Origin of the sequence: Hymenobacter amundsenii (assembly GCF_002204745.1) — a bacterium.
In the GTDB taxonomy this organism is placed as follows: domain Bacteria; phylum Bacteroidota; class Bacteroidia; order Cytophagales; family Hymenobacteraceae; genus Hymenobacter; species Hymenobacter amundsenii.
The window spans coordinates 17,089-35,649 of record NZ_NIRR01000020.1 but is presented as its reverse complement, the minus strand read 5'-3'; the positions used below and the strand labels follow the sequence as shown (position 1 = coordinate 35,649).

Here is an 18,561-nt window from a genome sequence, read left to right as displayed (position 1 = left end):
GGGCGAAGCGAAGCCCCTACGCACCGCCATACACCGCTGCCGCCTTCTCGCGTAGGTTGTAGCCCGACGACATCACCTCGCCGTAGGCCCCGGCCGAGCGGATAGCCATTAGGTCACCGCGCTGGGTTTCGGGCAGCAGGCGGGCGCGGCCGAACGTGTCGGTCGATTCGCAGATGGGGCCTACTACGTCGTAGGCCTGCTCAGGCTGCTGGCTGCTCAGGTTCTGGATGTGGTGGTGGCTGCCGTAGAGGGCCGGGCGCATGAGTTCGGTCATGCCCGCATCCAGAATGGCGAAGCGGGTGTGCTGGCTTTCCTTTACGTAGAGTACCCGGCTGAGCAATGTGCCGCACTGAGCTACCACCGAACGGCCCAGCTCCACGTGCACCTGCTGGCCCGGCCGCCGCTGCAGGTGCTGCTCAAACATGCCGAAGTAGGTGGCGAAATCGGGAATCGGCTGCTCGTCGGGCTGCTCGTAGTTGATGCCCAGGCCGCCGCCCACGTTGAGGTGGGGCAGGTGGTGGCCCCGGTCTTCAAGCCAGGTTTGCAGGTCATTGAGCTTGCGACTGAGGGCGGCAAACACGCTCATTTCCGTAATCTGGGAGCCGATGTGAGCGTGCAGGCCAATCAACTCCACGTTCGGCAACTGGTCGAGCTGGTCGATGACGCCGGCCAGATCGGGCAGGCTGATGCCGAACTTATTGGCGTCGAGGCCCGTCGTGATGTGGGGGTGGGTGTAGGCGTCCACGTTCGGGTTCACGCGCAGCGCCACCCGCGCCCGGCGGCCCTGGGCCCCGGCCAGCTCATCGAGCACCCGCAGCTCGGGCACCGACTCAGCGTTGAAGCAGAAAATATCGGCCGCCAGGGCCAGGTTTATCTCGGCATCCGACTTGCCCACGCCGGCAAATACCACGTGGTCGGCCCCGAAACCGGCCTCCAGTGCCCGCTGTACCTCGCCGCCGCTCACGCAGTCGGCCCCCAGCCCGGCCCTTCTGATGCGCTCCAGCACGGGCCGGTTGAAGTTGGCCTTAAGGGCGTAATGCACCTGAAAATTGCCTGGCCGGGCCGCCGCCGTCAGGGCCGTCAGCGTCTGGTCGAGCAGGGCGAGGTCGTAGTAGTAAAAGGGCGTGGGCTGGGTGTGAAATTCAGCCGGAAGTTGAAAGGGCATGGAGGAATTAAGCTGTTAGCTATTAGCGGTTGGCTATTAGCTGATGGTAGGATGGAAAAATAGCTAGCAGCCAAAAGCTACTAGCTAACAGCTGAAATAAACAGCCCCTCGTTCAGCGCCTGTAACGCCCGCACTTTGTCGTCGGTGCTGACCAGGATGCTGATGTTGTTGGGCGAGCCGCCGTAGCTGATCATGCGCACTGGCACGTCGCGCAGGGCGGTAAAAGCCCGGTTAGCACTGCCGTTGGTATCCTGGGTGAGGCTGCCCACGAGGCAGATGATGCTCTGGTTTTCATCGACTTCCACGGTGCAGAAGCGGCGCAGCTCGTCCAGAATCTGGGGCAGGCGGCCGGCGTCGTCAATGGTCAGCGACACGGCCACTTCCGAAGTCGTAATCATGTCGATGGACGTGCGGTAGCGCTCGAAAATTTCGAACAGGCTGCGCAGGAAACCGTGGGCCAGCAGCATCCGGCTCGACTTCACGTTGATGGCTGTGATGCCGTCCTTGGCGGCCACGGCCTTGATGGCTTCGGCTCCGGTTTTGGCCGAAATGAGCGTACCGGGGGCGTCGGGCTGCATCGTATTTAGCAGGCGTACCGGAATGCCGTGCTGGCGGGCCGGCAGCACCGAGCTGGGGTGCAGAATTTTCGCCCCGAAGTAGGCTAGCTCCGCCGCCTCGTCAAACGACAATTCCCGGATTGGGTAAGTGCCCTTTACAATGCGCGGGTCGTTGTTGTGCAGGCCGTCGATATCGGTCCAGATCTGGATTTCCTCAGCCCCCACGGCCGCCCCGATCAGCGAAGCCGAGTAGTCGGAGCCGCCGCGCTTGAGATTGTCGATGCTACCCTGGGCGCTGCGGCAGATGTAGCCCTGCGTAATGAACAGCGGGGCGCTGGCGTAGGGGGCCAACGTGGCGGCCAGCAGCTCCCGGATGGCGGGCGCGTCGGGCTCTTCGTCGGTGTCGATGCGCATGAAATCGAGGGCCGACAGCAATACGGCTGGGCGGCCCAATACCTCGGTTACGTAGGCGTGCACCAGCAGCGTGCTCAGTAGCTCGCCCTGGGCCAGCACCACCCGCTCCCCATCGGCCGAGAGGGGTGCAGCTGTCAGATCGAGCAGGGTCTGGAAGTGCTGATTGAGGGTGGGCAGCAACGCGTCGGCTTTTTCACCGAGCAGCTCGCGAGCCACTTCGTGGTAGCGCTGCTGCAGAAATGTGATGCGCGCTTCGGCCGCGGCCGCGTCGCCGCTATAGAGCAAGCGGGCAATTTCCACCAACGAATTGGTGTGCCGCTCATGGCCGAGAGCACCACGATGCGCCGGTCCAAATGGGGTGCGTGAATCAGCTCTGCCACTTCGCGCATCCGCTGCGCCGACCCGACGGACGTACCGCCAAACTTCAAAATCTTCATAAACCAGAAAAGCAGAAAACGAGTGTCGGAAAAAGACCCGGCGGGCGATGTGAAAAGAGCAGAACAAAAGAAAGCGCCGATCCTGGGCAGGACCGGCGCTTGAACGTTCAGGGGAGGTACGGTGAACTAGTGCGACGGTCGGGTCGGGGTAGGTTTCTTCGATTTCTTGACCATCAGGGGGCCGCCGGTCGCCCGCTTGCCCTTGCCGCACACGCCCATAGCACAAGCCGACCGGCTGGCAAAAGAAGCGGGAGCAGAGGAAAACGGGCAGCACATAGGGCAATTATAATCGGGAGTGCAAAAGATAACTCGACCTTTTTGCGGCCGCAAGTTCGCTCCGGATTGGCAATATTCCAGTAAGTCCCCGAAAAAAACAGCATCGGCCTCGCAAATCAACGTGCTAGCCTGAAGGTGCACGTAAGCCCAACGCCCTACTTGTTATCGCCCTTTAGCTGGCCGTTACTGCGGCTTTTGTCGCCGGGGCCACTCGTTGGGCTGCTTGTGTTATCTGGGGCCATCGGTTCCCGGAACACTGGTGGGCAGGGCCCGCCCCAGGCGCTTACAGCAGCACTTCCAGCGTGAGAGCCGGCAACGCCAGCAGCCGCCGGCCGCTGATGCGCATGGCGTTGTCGGAGTACGCGGAACGAAAGCCGTTAGCCACGAACACCTGCACGCCCGTGCGCAGGCGCGGATGAAAGACTACGTTGGCCCCGAAGCTGCCGCCCACGTTCAGGTCCCGGACGGTGCCGCTTTGCCCGTATTGCTTCCAGTGGTAGCGGGTGTAGATGCCGCCCAGCCCCACCACCGGCTCCAGCCACGTTAGACGGCAAGGCAGGTAATAGGCCAACTGCCCGATGCCGGCGGTGCTGTACTCGTCGGGCACGGTGCTGTCGTAGTTGCGCACGCCGGCTAGTTTCAGGCCGAAATGGGGCGTCAGGCGCACTTCGCCCAGCACCCCTACCGTCCGGTACGAGCCCAGCACCCCCACCGCCACGCGGTAGGTGGGGGTTGTCGGCGTTTGGGCCTGGGCGTAGGAAAGGCTGAAAGTGGCTGTGAGCAGGAGTAGCAGGTGTTTCATGGACAATACGGATAACTATAATGGAGGCCGAAGGTAGCGGGCTGCGGACCAGTATCCTACCGCCCCTGCGTGGCCCTTGCTGGTAATTCTCGTGGGCCGCATTATCCCCGCCGAATTCCTTGAAAACCCGGCTACTGCCACCGGCTGCGTTCCTCGGCCCGGGGGGCCAGGGCAGTGGCCAGGGTACGGCCCCGCACGCGGAGAAGCTCCTGGCGGCCGTCGAGGGTGCGGGTGAAGATCAGGCGGCAGGAGCCCACGCGCTGGTGCCAGCAGTGGGCAAAATGCTCGGCGTCTTTTTTGGTTCGGGCCAGCTCCTCAGGCACGGCGTGGTAGTCGCGCTGGGGCACCAGCCGCCACAGGGTGCTCTGCCGTTCCAGCACGTAGCGGGGGTTATCGAGGGGGTTGAGGATTTCGGCCAGGTTGCGCAGGAACACGGATATTTCAAAGGCCGTGCCCCCCAGCAACGAGCACGTCACGCTGCCATCTGGTTCGCGTTCGGCCACTGCCGTTAGGCCCGCTCCGGCCCGTACCAAACCCCCGCGCCCCAGGGCCGCGAGCAGGGCCTGGGCAATCGGCTCTACGTCGCGGCCGATGTCGCGGTAGGTGAGGTAGAGCCGCAGGGCCTGCCAGAGTCGCCGCCCGAACATGACCAAGCCAACTACGGCCCCTATTTTCAGCAACAGCAGCAGTTCGGCTACCGAGTGTTTCTGCTTGGTGAAACGGGCCAGTACATTAAGCGCCTGCTCGGCAAACAGCAGCAGGGCGCAACTCAGCTCGGCCAGCAGATAGGCCAGCGTACGGGTGAGGTAGAGGCGACGCAGGCGGGGCAGGGGCTCGGGCAGCTCAAAGTCGGGACGCACACGCAGCTGGGGTACGAGCTGCGAGCCGGCCGCCAGTGCAGTTTGCCACCGCCGGGACAGGGCCGGCCGGTCGAGGGCGTGCGCAAAAGTGGGCGCGTTGAGCGTTTCGGCTGGTGGTACGGCCTCGGTTGCGGGCGGGACGCCCAGGCGGCCCAAACCCTCGGCCAGGCCGGGCGCCTGGGGCGGTAGCGCCACCCCCACAAAGGCTTGGAACCGCCGCCGTAGCAGGGCTAAGTCGGGACCCCCGGCGGAGGCGTGAGGGTCGAGGCAGGCCAGGTGCCAGATGTGGCTGGTTTTCTCTGACTGCCCGGCCTGGGTTCGGATGGCGCGGCCCCGCATCTGGTTCGATTGTACGAACGACCCCACGAAGCTGGCCAGCACCAGCGTGTTGAGGCAGGGCGCGTCCCAGCCTTCGCCCAGCAGCGCCTTGGTGCCAATAAGCGTCGTGATATCGCCCTGCTCGAAGAGTTGGGTAACGAGGCCCACGAGCTCAGTCTGACGTCCCGCCGGGGGCAACACCACCGAGTAGGCGTTGTCGTAGGGCAGGGGTTGGCTCGGTAGCGGTGGCTGGTTCGGGGCCGCCGCCAGTAAGGCGGACAGTGCGCTGGTGGGCACGATTACCACGCTGCCCGTGAGCACGCCCAGGCGCTGGTGTGGTTGGGTCTGACGGCGCAGGAGCTCGAAAACCGGCAGTACGCCCAGGCGGTTCAGGGGAAGTTCGTTGGTGGGCGTGGCGGGCATAAACTCGCGCCGGATGTAGTCAGTGAGCACCACCAGGCGCAACTCAGCTCCCAGCGCGGCCTGCTCGAATTCCACGATTCGCCCAATGCTGAACAGCTTGCTCAGGCTGGCCCCCAGCAGCTGGTCGAGCTGGGGATGAAAGCGCAGCGTTACCCGGCGGCCGGTCAGGAGCCCGCGCTGGCGCAGGTGCTTTTCGAGCGCCCGGCGGTGGGCTTGGTGGGCTTCAAATCCGGTTGGCTCAAACAGGTAAAATCCGAGGGCTTTTTCCAGCCATTCGGGCGTGAGCGGGGGCACGTCTCCGGGCTCAACCCCCAATACGGCCAGCTGATCGGGGTGCAAGGCACGGCCCTGGGCGTGCAGCACAATCAGGCTGGCGGCGAAGCTGGGCAGCTGCCCATATATCCAATCGAGGTGGTCGTGGGGGGCTTGCAGGGCCGGATGGCTGGCCAGGGCGGCGGCCAGGGCCGGGTCGTGGCGCATGGCCGCGTACTCGGCGCGCAACAGCTCGTGCAACTCGTGCAGGCGCTGCCCCTCCGAACCAGTGGGTTCCGAGAAGCACACGTAATCCTGGTGGGGGCAAAGGTCGCCAGCCGCCACCAGTTCGGGCACCGTAATTTCAGCGTCTACGGGGCCGTTCAGCTCGCAGTACCGCTTCCATTCGGCCGCCGATACGTCGTAGGGTGGGGTGGCCGTCAGGCCGACTACGGTGGGCGTCAGGGCCTCTTTTATCCGCATTAGGCTGCGCCACCAGGCATTTTGCAGATGGTGTGCCTCGTCGAGTACCAGCGTCCGGACGCCTTGCTCGCGGAGCCGTGCTATTAGCGCCGCCGTTTCGGCGGCCTCCACGGCCGGGTCGGGGTTGGTGCAGACGGCGTGCAGTGCTTGGTAGGTGCTCACGGTCAGCCAGTCCGGCTGGCGCAGGTTGGTCGAAAGCCACTCGGGCCGGGTGCCGTCAGCCAGAAACAGTTCGCAGAACCGCTGCACCCACTGGTCGCGGATGGTGAGCGTGGGGGCCAGCACCAGGGCCGGCTCGCCCAGGCGGCAGAGTACCTCCAGGCCCAGCACCGTTTTGCCCGAACCCGGCGGGGCCACCACGTGCAGGTGGTCGTTGGCCAAATGGTCATCCAACTCCTCCAGAATTCGCTGCTGGTAGCCCCGCCAGGGAAATTTGAACTGAACGGGCGCGGGTAGCGGCATAAGTAGCAACAGATTTTCAGCCGCAAACTTCAAGCTGACGGATTATAAAGGAAATGGGTGGTAGAGCAAAACGCTCCGCCGGACACATCCAGTGGATGTGTCGGCGGAGCGTTCGGTTACTGCTGATTCTTTTTGCCTACCGCACCGGCTTGGGCATGACGGGCAGGCTCTCGTGGCCCTCAGCGTCCACGCTTACTACGCCGAACAGGAAGTTGTCCTTGCTGAAGGGCAGGTCGGCGGTGGTGTCAGTGACGAAGAACTTCTGCTCCCACTCGGGGGCGCTGGTGGGGCGCATAAGCACGTAGTAGCCGGCCGGCTTTTCGCCGGCGGCGGGGGCTTCCCACTTGAGCTGGGTGCGGTTGGTGAGTTCGGCCGTGAGCACGCCCACGTTCTGGGGGGCGGCGGGGGCCAGGGCCAGATTCGCCAGCGTCGCCAGGTTCACGCCGGTGTTGCTGCGCAGGTAGGCAAAGTCCATGAACTTGGCCAGGTCGCCGTACTCCTCGCCCTTTTCGGTGCGCAAATCCTGGTGCTGGTGGCGGAAGTCCTCGTTCATTTCCGAGAAGCGCACCGCCGTGAAGCCTTGCTGATTAAATGGCGTGTGGTCGCCGCCACGCAAAAACCGGTCGGGGCGGTACTCCAGCACTACTTCGTGGCCGGGCACGTACTGCTTGGTGGCCTCGCGGGCGTAGCGGGCGAGCTGGCGGCTGGGCGAGTCGTTTTCGCTGCTGAGCGTGCGGCGAAGTTTGGCTTCCTCGGGTGTTTCGGTGGCCGGCACGCCCTCGCTGAACACCCGCAGCTGGGTCGTGTTCTTTATTTCCGGGTCGTGGCCGGTCGAGTTGCCCATGATGTCGTTGTTGAGCATCGCCACCAGGTTCCAGCCTTCTTTTTTGGCACGTTTGGCCAGGTGGGTGGAGCCATAGAGGCCCTGTTCCTCGCCCTGCACCGCCACGAAAATGATGGTGGCCGGGAACTGCTGCTGACTCATCACGCGGGCCAGCTCCATCACGGCCACCGTGCCGGAGCCGTCGTCGTTGGCGCCCGGCGCGTCGGCCGTGGCGTTCATCACGTCCGAAACCCGCGAGTCGATGTGCCCGCTCACGATAAAGATGCGCTTGTCGGTGGGGTCGGTGCCGGGCAGCGTGGCCATCACGTTGGCCATTACCACGGGCTGGTTGATGCGGCGGCCGTCGGGCTTGACGGTGAACGTGTCCTGCTCGACCTTGAGCCGCCCACCGCTGGCCTTGCTATACTTCTTGAACTCGTCCTCGACCCAGTTGCGGGCTGCCCCGATGCCGCGCTTTTTGCTTTTGGTGTCGCTCAGCGTGTGGCGGGTGCCGTAGCTCACGAGCTTGTCGATATCCTCCTTCAGATTCTTGGCCGACACCTGCTGAACCATGCGCAGAATGAGCGGATCGGGCGTGGTGGTGGGCTTATTCTGGGCGAAAACGGGGGCCGCGCAGCATAAGCCGAGCAGCAGGAGAAGAGAACGGGTCATGGGAGAGTGGTGGTTGAAGGAGTATAGACGCAATTCCGGCCCGGGCGTTGCGGCGGCGACTTTTCGTTACAGCGGATGCCGTCTGAACGGCCGGAGCTTCGCGCTACGGCCGTTCAGACGGCATCCGCTACACCTGCGTCACTATCACGCTGGCGGCGTTGCCGCCGAAGCCGGCCGCATTCACCAGAATCCGCCGTAAAGGCCGCGGGGCGGGCCCGTTCACGTCGGTAGCGAAGGGTGGTGTGGGCCACTGCTGAGTTTCCAGCACGTGCAGGGCGAAGTCGAGGCTGAGGGCGGCCGAAGCGCCCAACGTGTGGCCCGACAGCCACTTGTTGGAGAGCAGCAACGGCTGGTGCTCCCCGAACACGGCCCGTAGTGCGGCCCGCTCGGCCGCGTCGCCGGCGGGGGTGCCGGGGCTGTGCAGCACCACCGCGTCGATGGTTTCGGGGGCGACGTGGGCCTGGCAGATTGCTTCCCGAATGGCCTGCTGGAAGTGGCTTCCCTCGGGCGAGAGGCCGGTTTTGCTGCCGATGGCCTCAAAGCCGAACCCAACCCCTTCGAGCAGAAACGCGGGTTCTCCCGCGGCCTGCAATGCCGCCCGACTGCCCCGTTCCAGGGCAAACACGGCCGCGCCCTCGCCCAGTACGAACGTGGAGGGCCGGCCCACCCCCGGCCGGCAGGGCCAGTCGGCGGCCGCGTAGGGCGAATAAATGCCAATGGCCCGCATCTGGGCCAGGGTGAAATCGGTGAGTGGGGCTTCGGTGCCGCCGGCCAGAAACCGGTCGGCCATACCGGCCCGCAGCCAGGCTACAGCGTTGCCCAACGCCTGAAATGCGCTGCTGCAAGTGCTCGAATGGCTCAGGGCTGCCGCGCCCTGTTGCCCCGCATCGAAGGCCACCCAACTGGCCACGTTGCCCAGGGTAGTAAGTGGTGAAGCGGCAGCCGGCACGCTGCCCTCACTCAGAAACCCCGCGTGAAACTCCTCTAGCCGCCCCGTCGCGCCCCGGCTGCTCCCGATGCTGATGGCCATTCTGTTGCCAGTTGCCAGTTGCCAGTTGCTAGGTCGTTCAGACGAACCAGATTTAAAACGACCTGACAACTGACAACTGGCAACTGGCGACTCAACATCGGCCATTGCCAACCGGGCGGCCAGTAGGGCCAGCAGCACCGTGCGGTCGAGCTGGCGGTAGGCAGGGTGGGCGTGGCGTAGCGCCGCCAGCGCCGCTTCGGTGGCAGGCGGCAAAGCGGCTACGGGTACGCCGGTAGGGTGGGCAGTGAAGGGCGAAACCGGGTAATTGATGCCTAGCTCCAGGCCCAGCGCCGATACCCGTCCCCGGCCTCGAATAACCACCACGGCGTCGTCGGCAGGCGCGGGGTTAGTCATGCAGAATGTGGGGCAGGTTGGGGGCAGGAGTGAAGTTGAGGACCAGTTCGCGCATTTTCCGCAGCACGGCGTAAAGCAGGTCCAGCTCCTCGTCGGTGGTGCAGTAGGGCGGCAGCAGGTACACCACGTTGCCCAGGGGCCGCAGCACCACGTGGTGGTCGAGGGCTAGCTGGTAGAAGGCGTCGCGCAGGCGGCTGAAGTAGCTGGTGCCCTCGCCCGGGTCGTATTCTACGGCCAGAATGGTGCCCCGGTGCCGCACCGCCCGAATGCCCGGCTGGCCCGCTATTTCGGCCTGAAAAGCAGCGTGGGCGGCCGCAATGCGCTGGCGCTGCTCGGTGCAGGCATCGGCGCGGGTCAGCTCCAGACTGGCCAGGGCGGCGGCGCAGGCCACGGGGTTGGCCGTGTAGGAGTGGCCGTGGAAGAGGGCCCGCATCTTGTCGTCGCTCAGGAAGGCGTCGTAAATCGGGGCGGCGCAGGTGGTCAGGCCCATGGCCAGCGTGCCGCCGGTGAGGCCCTTGGAAAAGCACATCATGTCGGGCTGCTCGCTCAGCAGCTCGGAGGCAAACAGCGGCCCAGTGCGCCCGAAACCGGTCATCACCTCATCGGCAATGCAGAGCACCCCGGCCGCGTGGCAGCGGCGCAGCATCTCGCTGAGCACTTCCGGCTCGTACATCACCATGCCGGCCGTGCCCAGCACCAGCGGCTCAAAAATGAAGCCGGCTACGTCGGGACGTTGCAGCAGCGCATCGAGTTGGGCCAACACCTCGGTCTCGCGGCCCGGCACCGGTACGTCCAGAAATTCCACGTCGAACAGCATCGGCCAGAAGGGTTCCGTAAAGGCCCCGCGCGCACTCACGGCCATGGCCCCGAACGTGTCGCCGTGGTAAGAGTTTCGGAAGCAAATAAAGGTGCGCCGCTCCGGCTGGCCGAGGTTGTGGAAGTATTGGAGCACCATTTTCAGGGCCACTTCCACGGCCGTCGAGCCGTTGTCGGAGTAGAATACGCGGGCCTGACTGGCGGGCAGCAGCGCCAGCAGTTGCTCGGCCAGCTCCACGGCGGTAGGGTGGGTGAAGCCGGCAAACAGCACGTGCTCCAAGGTGCGGAGCTGCTCGCTCACCCGGGCGGTAATGCGCGGGTGGGCGTGGCCGTGCAGGTTCACCCACCACGACGAAATAGCGTCGAGGTAGCGGGTGCCATCCTCACCAATAAGCCAGCTGCCCTCACCTTTTACGATGGCAATGGGCAGCGGGGCAGTCTGCATCTGGGTATAGGGGTGCCACAGTACGGCGTGGTCGCGTTCGGAGAGGGTGGGCATGAGGCAAAGGTAGGGCGGGTAAGTTTTTTCGCGCGGAGTTCGTGGCATTGCGCAGCATCGGTTTCACGTAAATCGCGCTGCGTAACGCCGCGAAATCCGCGCGAAAAAATCTATTACGCAAACCAGGCCCGGAACTCCGCCGCGTACCGGCTCACCACGGCGGGCGTTACGGCCGGCTCCGGCAGCAGCCGGGGCAGCACCGGCCCGTCGTAGTAACTCAGAATAGCCTCCTCGGTGGCGGGCGTCGGCTCCCCATTGAACAGCAACCCGCGCACCGGAATCTGCCGCGCCTGCAGCGCCTCCAGCGTGAGCAGCGTGTGGTTGATGCTGCCCAGGTAGTGCCGCGACACCACCACCACGGCCAGCCCCAATTGCTGCACCAGATCGGCCACTAGAAAACCGGGGGCCAGGGGCACCAGCAACCCGCCCGCGCCCTCTACCACCAAGTGGTTTTTGGTGGCGGGGAGTTCAAAGTCAGTGGGTTGCAGCGTGAGGCCCTCGGCGGCGGCGGCGGCGTGGGGCGAGGCCGGCAGCGCTAGTCGGTGCCGCTCGGGCCAGAAGCGGCTGATGGGGTTCTGCACCAGCCCGCGCACGGTGCCCGCGTCGGTGGTGGGCGTCAGGCCCGCTTGCACGGGCTTCCAGTAGTCGGCTTGCAGGGCTTCGGTGAGCACGGCCGCGGCGAAGGTCTTGCCCACGTCGGTACCGATGCCGGTGATGAAGAGGTGTTCCAAAGAATGTGCGCTTGGCGTTATCAATACGGTATCAGATTTAAAGTTTACTTGCTGATATTTCCGTTTTGATATTGTTGAATTTAGCTAAATAAAAATCGTAGGTATAGGCATTATAAGGCAATATTTTCTGAGCAAATAATTTAGCTATAAAGCAGCCTAATAACAAAGGAAAGAACAAGTCATAGCCATTCGGAACGATATTACACACCAATATTAAAGCAGTAAAAGGCGCATAAATAGAGGCTGATAGGGTAGCTGCCGCGCCTACTAAAGCAAAGTTGATTGGTATTAGATGGGTGCCTGCTACGGCATTGCATAAAGAGCAGAATAGCAAACCCAGAAACGCGCCCGCTACGATGCTCGGTGCGAATACTCCTCCATCACCACCGGCGCCAAGCGTTAGGGAAGCAGCCAGCGGCTTCAGCAACATAATAATAGCTAGGGTTAGAATTGGGATTGATGGATTGTCTAGTACTTCTTTTAACCCGTGGTAACTATCACCATATAAAGCCGGGAACATAAAAATCATGCTGCCAACCAGAATAGCCCCGATATTAACCCGCACAAAGTTGTTGTTAATATTGCCGAATACGGCTTTCATACGGGTTACGAGCAACGTGAAATAGACTGATAGCAGGCCGCTTAACAAGCTAAGGGCGGCAAACCAGGGTAATGCCTGCCAGTGCCAGTTCTGAACAGGTAAAGATAAAAGTCGTTCGTGTTCGAATAAGGCAATAAACAGCCAGGCTACCAAGGCTGATGCGGCGCAGCTAACGACAATGGAACGCCTTGCTTTTCGGGCAATAACTTCCATCGCGAACAGCCCGCCCGCCAATGGGCTTACAAACAGAACAGCGACACCCGCCGTAACGCCAGCGCATACCAGTTCGCGCTTATACCTTTTGGCCGAAAAATCATTTTTATAAACGGTGTTGCCGATGGTAGCAGTAGCCACCACTGTGGAAACTTCTACACCCGTAGAGCCGCCAAAAACAACCGTCAGGAAACCATTGAGAAAATGGGACGGAATTTTAAATATGGGTAGATGCTCTTTTCTCTGGTCGAGCGTCTTATATATTTCTACAATTCCTTTGTTCTTTCGGCCGTGGAACAAGTGTTTTCTGGAAAAGAAAATAAGTGTCAGTCCGACAGTGGGTAATATGATAAATAAAAGAGCGTTAAAATTATTGATATTTTTATAAACCATCAATTCGATATGCTCGGTCATATGTTTCAACGCATAGGCCAGAATGCTACTGGCTAACCCGATGAGTGCCGAGGAGAGAATAAGCTTTAAGTAGTTGTGTTTTATGATTTCTTCTCTTTCCATTGCGCAAAAATGTACTGTGTTGTGAGTGCCTGATGTAGTGTGGTGGTGAAGGGTATGACTGACGTATGAGTTCTGCGCTTTTGTTCCGGCAGCAACTTCCTGGGCCATTGTGCGAGTACGAAATGCGGCTGCGTACTATCGGCTTCTACGTGACGCAAGGATGCTTTGTGCAGTTATTTGAATTGTGACAAGTACCGCAACGTAACTCGAATTGGCTGGACCGGCGCGGAGAAAGAAAGACCATCCGCGCTGCAGACTGTTGCCGACAACTGACTATCTAGCCCAAACGGGGCCCATTATGTTTTATGACTCCGGTAAAAGCTGGTTCATTTAACGCAACACCGCTGCCAGCCCGTCAATTTCCGCCTCCGTGTTGTAGGAATGCACGATCAGGCGCAGGCGCTCGGTACCTACCGGCACCGTCGGCGACACGATGGCCCGCACGTCGAAGCCGGCGGCCTGAGCAGCGGCAGCCACGGCGCGCACCTGGGCCGGACCGGGACTGTGGGTGAAGAAAACCGGGTGGATGATGTGGCTGGTGGCGGGCACGCGCAGGCCGGGCACGACGTTGAGCGTGGCTACCAAATGCGCCGACAGCGCCAGCAGTTGCGCCCGCTCCGCGTGGAGTTCTGGCAGTAGCTGGCAGGCCGCCGTGAGGCCGGCAATGGTGGCGGGCGGCAGAGCCGTGGTGTAGATGAAGGGGCGGCTGAAGCTCAGCAGGTAATCGCGCAGCAGGGCCGGGCCGGCCACCGCCGCGCCCTGGCTGCCGAGGGCCTTGCCGAACGTGAGAATGGTGGCAAATACATCGTTCTGGAGGTCCAGCGCCGCTACCAGCCCCTCACCCTGGGGGCCGTACACGCCGTTGGAGTGGGCCTCATCCACCACTAGGTGCAGCCCCCGGGTCCGGCAGAAGGCGGCCAGTTCGGGCAGCGGGGCCATATCGCCATCCATGGAGTACAGAGCTTCCACGGTCACGAATACCGCGCCGGTAGCCCGGCTCAGCTTGCGCTCCAGGTCCTGCAAATCGTGGTGGCGGAAGCTCCAGGCGGTGGCGAAGCTGGCCCGGATGCCTTCCTTCACGGAGGCGTGGCTGGCCTCGTCGTAGAGAATCGTGTCGCCGCGCCGGGGCACGGTGCTGAAGAAGCCCAGGTTGGCGGTGTAGCCCGAGTTGAAGAGCAATGCCGCTTCGGTACCATGAAACTGCGCCAGGTGGGTTTCCAGGGCTTCGGCGGCGGCGGAGTTGCCGGTCAGCAGGCGGGAGCCAGTGCTGCCGGCGGGCAGTTGCGCAGCATCGGCTACGGCGGCGCGCACCCGCGGGTGCCGGCTCAGGCCCAGGTAGTCGTTGGAGCTGAAATCGATGAGGCCGGGCGCAGGCGGGGCGGGCAGGCGGCGGCGGGTGCCGGCGGCCTCGCGGCGGGCCAGCTCCGCGTGTAGGCGTTGGTGGAGAGGAGAGGGCATCATGGGCAACGGTCAAGACGGTAAATACCGCGAAAGCCCGTTTCGCGACAAACAAAGCGAGTATCGGCGCGCCTGGTTCTCGTGGCTCGTTTCCAAATACTCGCTTCGCTCGTCGCGAAACGGACTTTCGCGCTACTGCTCTTTCTCTTTCGGCTTACCCTTCAAACTGCTTGGCCGAGAGCCACACGCTGCCGTCCTGGCCGAAGGTGCGGGCATTGATAACCAACCACTCGGAGTCCACTTCTACCCGGTCGCCGACGGCGGGTAGCACGCCGTGGCGCTGCATGACCAGGCTCAGGGCCGCGCCAATTTTATCTTCCAGCTCCGAAATCACGTCCTGGGCTTCGCGGGAATCGTGCTGCTGACGGATGGTCTCAGCGTAGGTGTGGTCGAGGTTGAGGTCGAAGGCAATTTCCATGGGGAGGGAGGAAGGTGGGATGAATAGAACAGTCATGCTGAGCGCAGCGGAGCGGAGTCGAAGCATCTCTACCGCTTTGTTGCAGTCAATAGGATTACTACTGCGGTAGAGATGCTTCGACTCCGCTGCGCTCAGCATGACACCGTTCTGGTAAAGCTGTTCTTAGGGTTCGCCCCTTACGCCTCCACCGGAGCCTTGCCGCGGCCCATGAGCACGGCGCCTTCGGGCACGTCCTTGAACGATTTGCGGGGCGTGAGGCCGAGCAAGGCGAACATCTGCTGGTCGGCGTCGAAGTCGGGGTTGGGGGTGGTCAGCAGCTTCTCGCCCGAGAAGATGGAGTTGGCACCGGCCAAAAAGCAGAGGGCTTGCTCCGTGACGGGCATTTCCTGGCGGCCGGCCGAGAGGCGTACCATCGTGTGGGGCATCAGGATGCGGGCGGTGGCAATCATGCGCAGCATTTCCCACACGCTCACGCGGGGCTGCTCGGCCAAAGGCGTGCCTTCCACGGGCACCAGGGCATTCACAGGCACGCTTTCGGGGTGGGCGGCCAGGGTGGCCAGGGTGTGCAGCATGGCAATGCGGTCCCCGTCGGTTTCGCCGAGGCCGATGATGCCACCCGAGCAGACCGAAATACCGGCCTTGCGCACATGCTCCAGCGTGTTCAGCCGGTCGTCGTAGGTGCGGGTCGTGATGATGTCGTCGTACTTCTCGCGGCTGGTGTCGAGGTTGTGGTTGTAAGCGTAAAGGCCGGCCTGCTTGAGGCGCTCGGCCTGGTACTCGTTTAGCATGCCCAGGGTGCAGCATACTTCCAGCCCGAGGCCGTTCACCTGCTCCACCATGCCCAGCACGCGGTCGAAGTCCCGGTTATCGCGGATTTCGCGCCAGGCGGCGCCCATGCAGAAGCGGGTCGAGCCGGCGTCGCGGGCGCGCTGGGCCGAGGCCAGCACTTCGGCGTCGGGCAGCAGCTTGTGGGCCTGTACGCCCGTGTGGTAGCGGGCGGCCTGGGGGCAGTAGGCGCAGTCTTCGGGGCAGCCGCCGGTTTTTACGCTCAGCAGGGTGCACACCTGCACCTCACCGGTGGCCTGAGTTTCGGCGTGAATGGCGGCGGCTTTGGTCACCAGCTCCAGCACGGGCTGGTGGTAGATGGCGGATACTTCGGCGAGGGTCCAGTCGGTACGGAGATTCATAGATTTTTGAGCTGTTAGCTGTTAGCTGAGGGCTGCTAGCTTTTGGGGTGGGCTTTAGACCGGCAGTTAATAGCGAAAAGCTATCAGCTAACGGCCAAAGTAGGGGTAAAACGAGGCGGCTCGCCGGGGCCAAAACCACCAGCGAGCCGCAAGATACAGGAGAACCCCAATTGTGCCCTAGTGTAACTTATGGGGCGACTGTCCCGAACGGCCGAATCACGGCCAACCAGGAGTGGCTGATCTACCGCTTGCCGGGACGACTGGCTCCACGGCTGCCCCGGCTGCTGGTTTTGCCCTTGGCTGGGCCGCTGCTGCTGGCTCCCTTGGCGGGCCGTTTAGTGGGGCCTTTGGGGCCGCTGGCCGGGCTGGCGGGTTTGCCGGGGCGGGTGCCAGCCTTGCCGCTGGGCCGGCCCGAACCAGCACTACGACCAGCCGTGGACAGCTTCTTGGGGTTGGCTCCGGCTTTAGGCTTGCCCTTGTCGAGCCAAGTACCCACGGGTAAGGTTTTGGTAGGGCGCGGCGTGGTTTCGTCGTCGAAAGACGGGCCGGAAGGAAGACGGGAAATAGCGGGCCGGCTGGTGGCGGGCCGGGCCGTTTTGTGCCCCGGCCGGTCGCCCCACTGGTCGGCTGTAGACACCACTTTGCGGCGGCGCGGCACTGCGCCATCGTCGGTGCCGCTCGAATGCTCAATCATCTCGAACAGCACCTTCAACTCCTTATCGCGCAGCTCGCGCCACTCGCCGGGCCCCAGGCCCTTGATGCCGATGTTCATGACGCGGATGCGTTCGAGCTGGACCACTTCGTAGCCGAAATGCTCGCACATGCGCCGGATCTGGCGGTTCATGCCCTGGATAAGGATAATGCGGAAGATGTAGGGCGTCTCCTTGCTCACCTTGCACTTCTGGGTCATCACCCCCAAAATCGGCACGCCGCCCTGCATGGCCTCAATGAAGTCGTCTTTGATGGGCTTATCAACCATCACGACATACTCCTTCTCGTGCTGGTTGCCAGCCCGTAGGATTTTGTTGACGATGTCGCCGTTGCTGGTGAGTAGAATCAGGCCCTGCGACTCTTTATCGAGGCGGCCGATGGGGAAGATGCGCACCGAGTGCTTGATGCTGCGGATGATGTTGTCGCGCACCGACGTATCGGTGGTCGTGACGATGCCCGGGGGCTTGTTGTAGGCAATGTACACGGCCTCTTCTTCGGGCCGGGGCTCAATATGCACGCCGTTCACTACCACCCGGTCTTTGAGCGTCACTTGGTCGCCGACGCTGGCGCGCTTGCCGTTGACCAGCACGTTGCCCTGCTCGATGTGGCGGTCGGCTTCGCGGCGCGAGCACACGCCGCTTTCGCTGATGTATTTATTGAGACGGGTCGACATGGGCGCTGGGGACTGAGGCAAACGGGTAAAAAAACAGGCTGCCAACCCGAGAGGGGTCGGCAGCCTGCAAAGGTACACCGGATATAGGATAGGGGTAGAAGAGGCGGGTAAATTTGGCCTATTACTATGGCATCTTCTCCACAAACACTGGCGCACATCCAGCATCCCCGCACTCGCTAATTCTTACGTTCGAGGGGTCGAAGAAATCATGAACCGTGATGATTTTGTACCCATCTATGTATCTGTCTGGCTGCTTTGTGACATCGTCTTGCAGCCTGTTTTTAAATTTATTGACAAAAAAGCTGGACCTGCCTAATGTGTCTTTGTTCAGACAGTTTTTCGTGTAGATAAGAACCATTTTATTGTCGATGGTCGCATAATAGCAAGGAGGATTATTCGTGACATAGCTTACATATGCTATGCTGCTGATATAATACTGTTTACAATTATTGTTATTCTCAATTATCTCTATGTACGGAACTTCATCACGAACTTTGTAATGCTTTGAGACATAATCCTTGACGCACTGATTGGTTAAGGTATAGGCATATCTATCTGCTTTGCTGGAGCAGGCAGCAAGCGGCAGTAGAAATAAGCACAGAATGAGCTTTCGCATACGATAACCAACGGGCAGCCGTGCGCCTAGACCCGGACTCAGGCAAAAAACGCGAACAGCGCCGTTTCCAGCTCGGCGGGCAGCGTGGGCGGCGTGATGGTGCGCAGCGTCAGCGGCAGGCTCCCATCGGTGGGCGCAAAAGTACCATCGGTGGTATTGAACCGCAGCTGGCCCTGGCTGAATTCGCGCTGGTGCTCGCCGTCTTCCGTGCTCATATCCTCAAAATCGAGCTGGCTGAGCTGGCCGCTGGCGTTATCGAAATGCAGCCAAAAGTATAAGTGAGCGGGGTTTTTGCTCTGAATGTCGAGGCGCTTTATCTCAAAAATAGTGGCCGTATCGGCTTCAAACAGAAATAGGGAGCGGTAGGGGAAGCTCATAGGGAAGAAAAAGGATGCTTAAAAGGCGTAAATAAGCAGGGCCACAATCGGCACAAACACCAGCAGGCAGATAGCCAACGGCCGCCAGATGCTTTTGGTGGGGAAGTCGCGCGGGTTGGCAATGAAACGGTCGGCGTAGCCATTCAGTCCGTAGGCACTGGCCAGGCCCACGCCCACGGTGTAGGCTCCGGTGTTGGGGGAATAGGGCAGCAACGCCAGCACAATGGCCATCAGGGCCACCACGGCCACGCTGCCCCAAAGGGCCTTCCGAGCTGCATCGGGCTGGCCAACGGTCCGCAGGTTGTGCGCCGTGAACACCCCGCCGGCAATGGCCGTGAACAGCAACGAGAACAAACGCACGCTCCGCTGGGAGTAAAGTGGCGGGTTGGCAGTGGCGGAAGCAGCGGGAAGGGGCAT

At 62.1% G+C, this 18,561-nt stretch carries 14 protein-coding genes and 1 pseudogene; all 15 read right to left on the bottom strand.

Annotated features, from left to right (window positions below):
• Positions 1–16 precede the first annotated feature (16 nt).
• The gene (gene lysA / locus CDA63_RS12580) at positions 17–1,165 is read right to left on the bottom strand and encodes a diaminopimelate decarboxylase (RefSeq protein WP_088464815.1); all 1,149 of its coding nucleotides are present in this window, start codon (positions 1,163–1,165) and stop codon (positions 17–19) included.
• Between the two features lie 80 nt (positions 1,166–1,245).
• Positions 1,246–2,573 (bottom strand): annotated as a pseudogene (locus tag CDA63_RS12575) (aspartate kinase).
• A gap of 559 nt (positions 2,574–3,132) precedes the next feature.
• Positions 3,133–3,651: a hypothetical protein gene (locus CDA63_RS12570; protein ID WP_088464814.1), complete on the bottom strand. Its 519-nt coding sequence runs from the start codon at positions 3,649–3,651 to the stop codon at positions 3,133–3,135.
• 131 nt (positions 3,652–3,782) lie between these two features.
• Positions 3,783–6,449 carry a DEAD/DEAH box helicase family protein gene (locus CDA63_RS12565; protein ID WP_126546850.1) on the bottom strand — a complete coding sequence of 889 codons (2,667 nt, stop codon included), beginning with the start codon at positions 6,447–6,449 and terminating at the stop codon, positions 3,783–3,785.
• A gap of 136 nt (positions 6,450–6,585) precedes the next feature.
• Entirely contained in the window at positions 6,586–7,944 is a 1,359-nt protein-coding gene (locus tag CDA63_RS12560) for a M20/M25/M40 family metallo-hydrolase (RefSeq protein WP_088464812.1), read from the bottom strand.
• Between the two features lie 127 nt (positions 7,945–8,071).
• A complete protein-coding gene (locus CDA63_RS12555; protein ID WP_088464811.1) occupies positions 8,072–9,328 on the bottom strand; it encodes a beta-ketoacyl synthase N-terminal-like domain-containing protein in 1,257 nt (418 codons plus the stop codon).
• Entirely contained in the window at positions 9,321–10,643 is a 1,323-nt protein-coding gene (gene bioA / locus CDA63_RS12550; protein ID WP_088464810.1) for an adenosylmethionine--8-amino-7-oxononanoate transaminase, read from the bottom strand. The genes CDA63_RS12555 and bioA overlap by 8 nt, the downstream gene beginning before the upstream one ends.
• A gap of 113 nt (positions 10,644–10,756) precedes the next feature.
• The gene (bioD, locus tag CDA63_RS12545) at positions 10,757–11,374 is read right to left on the bottom strand and encodes a dethiobiotin synthase (protein ID WP_088464809.1); all 618 of its coding nucleotides are present in this window, start codon (positions 11,372–11,374) and stop codon (positions 10,757–10,759) included.
• 37 nt (positions 11,375–11,411) lie between these two features.
• Positions 11,412–12,812 (bottom strand): chloride channel protein, encoded by a 1,401-nt coding sequence (locus CDA63_RS12540; protein ID WP_199797529.1) that lies wholly within the window; start codon positions 12,810–12,812, stop codon positions 11,412–11,414.
• Positions 12,813–13,034: 222 nt separating this feature from the next.
• On the bottom strand, positions 13,035–14,165 hold the full coding sequence (locus CDA63_RS12535) for an aminotransferase class I/II-fold pyridoxal phosphate-dependent enzyme (protein ID WP_088464807.1): 1,131 nt from the start codon (positions 14,163–14,165) through the stop codon (positions 13,035–13,037).
• Between the two features lie 151 nt (positions 14,166–14,316).
• Positions 14,317–14,580 (bottom strand): hypothetical protein, encoded by a 264-nt coding sequence (locus tag CDA63_RS12530; protein ID WP_088464806.1) that lies wholly within the window; start codon positions 14,578–14,580, stop codon positions 14,317–14,319.
• Between the two features lie 176 nt (positions 14,581–14,756).
• Positions 14,757–15,767, bottom strand: a complete 1,011-nt coding sequence (bioB, locus tag CDA63_RS12525; RefSeq protein ID WP_088464805.1) for a biotin synthase BioB — start codon at positions 15,765–15,767, stop codon at positions 14,757–14,759.
• 241 nt (positions 15,768–16,008) lie between these two features.
• A complete protein-coding gene (rluF, locus tag CDA63_RS12520; RefSeq protein WP_088464804.1) occupies positions 16,009–17,151 on the bottom strand; it encodes a 23S rRNA pseudouridine(2604) synthase RluF in 1,143 nt (380 codons plus the stop codon).
• Between the two features lie 654 nt (positions 17,152–17,805).
• Positions 17,806–18,144 (bottom strand): hypothetical protein, encoded by a 339-nt coding sequence (locus CDA63_RS12510; protein WP_088464802.1) that lies wholly within the window; start codon positions 18,142–18,144, stop codon positions 17,806–17,808.
• 18 nt (positions 18,145–18,162) lie between these two features.
• A complete protein-coding gene (locus tag CDA63_RS12505; protein ID WP_126546848.1) occupies positions 18,163–18,561 on the bottom strand; it encodes a hypothetical protein in 399 nt (132 codons plus the stop codon).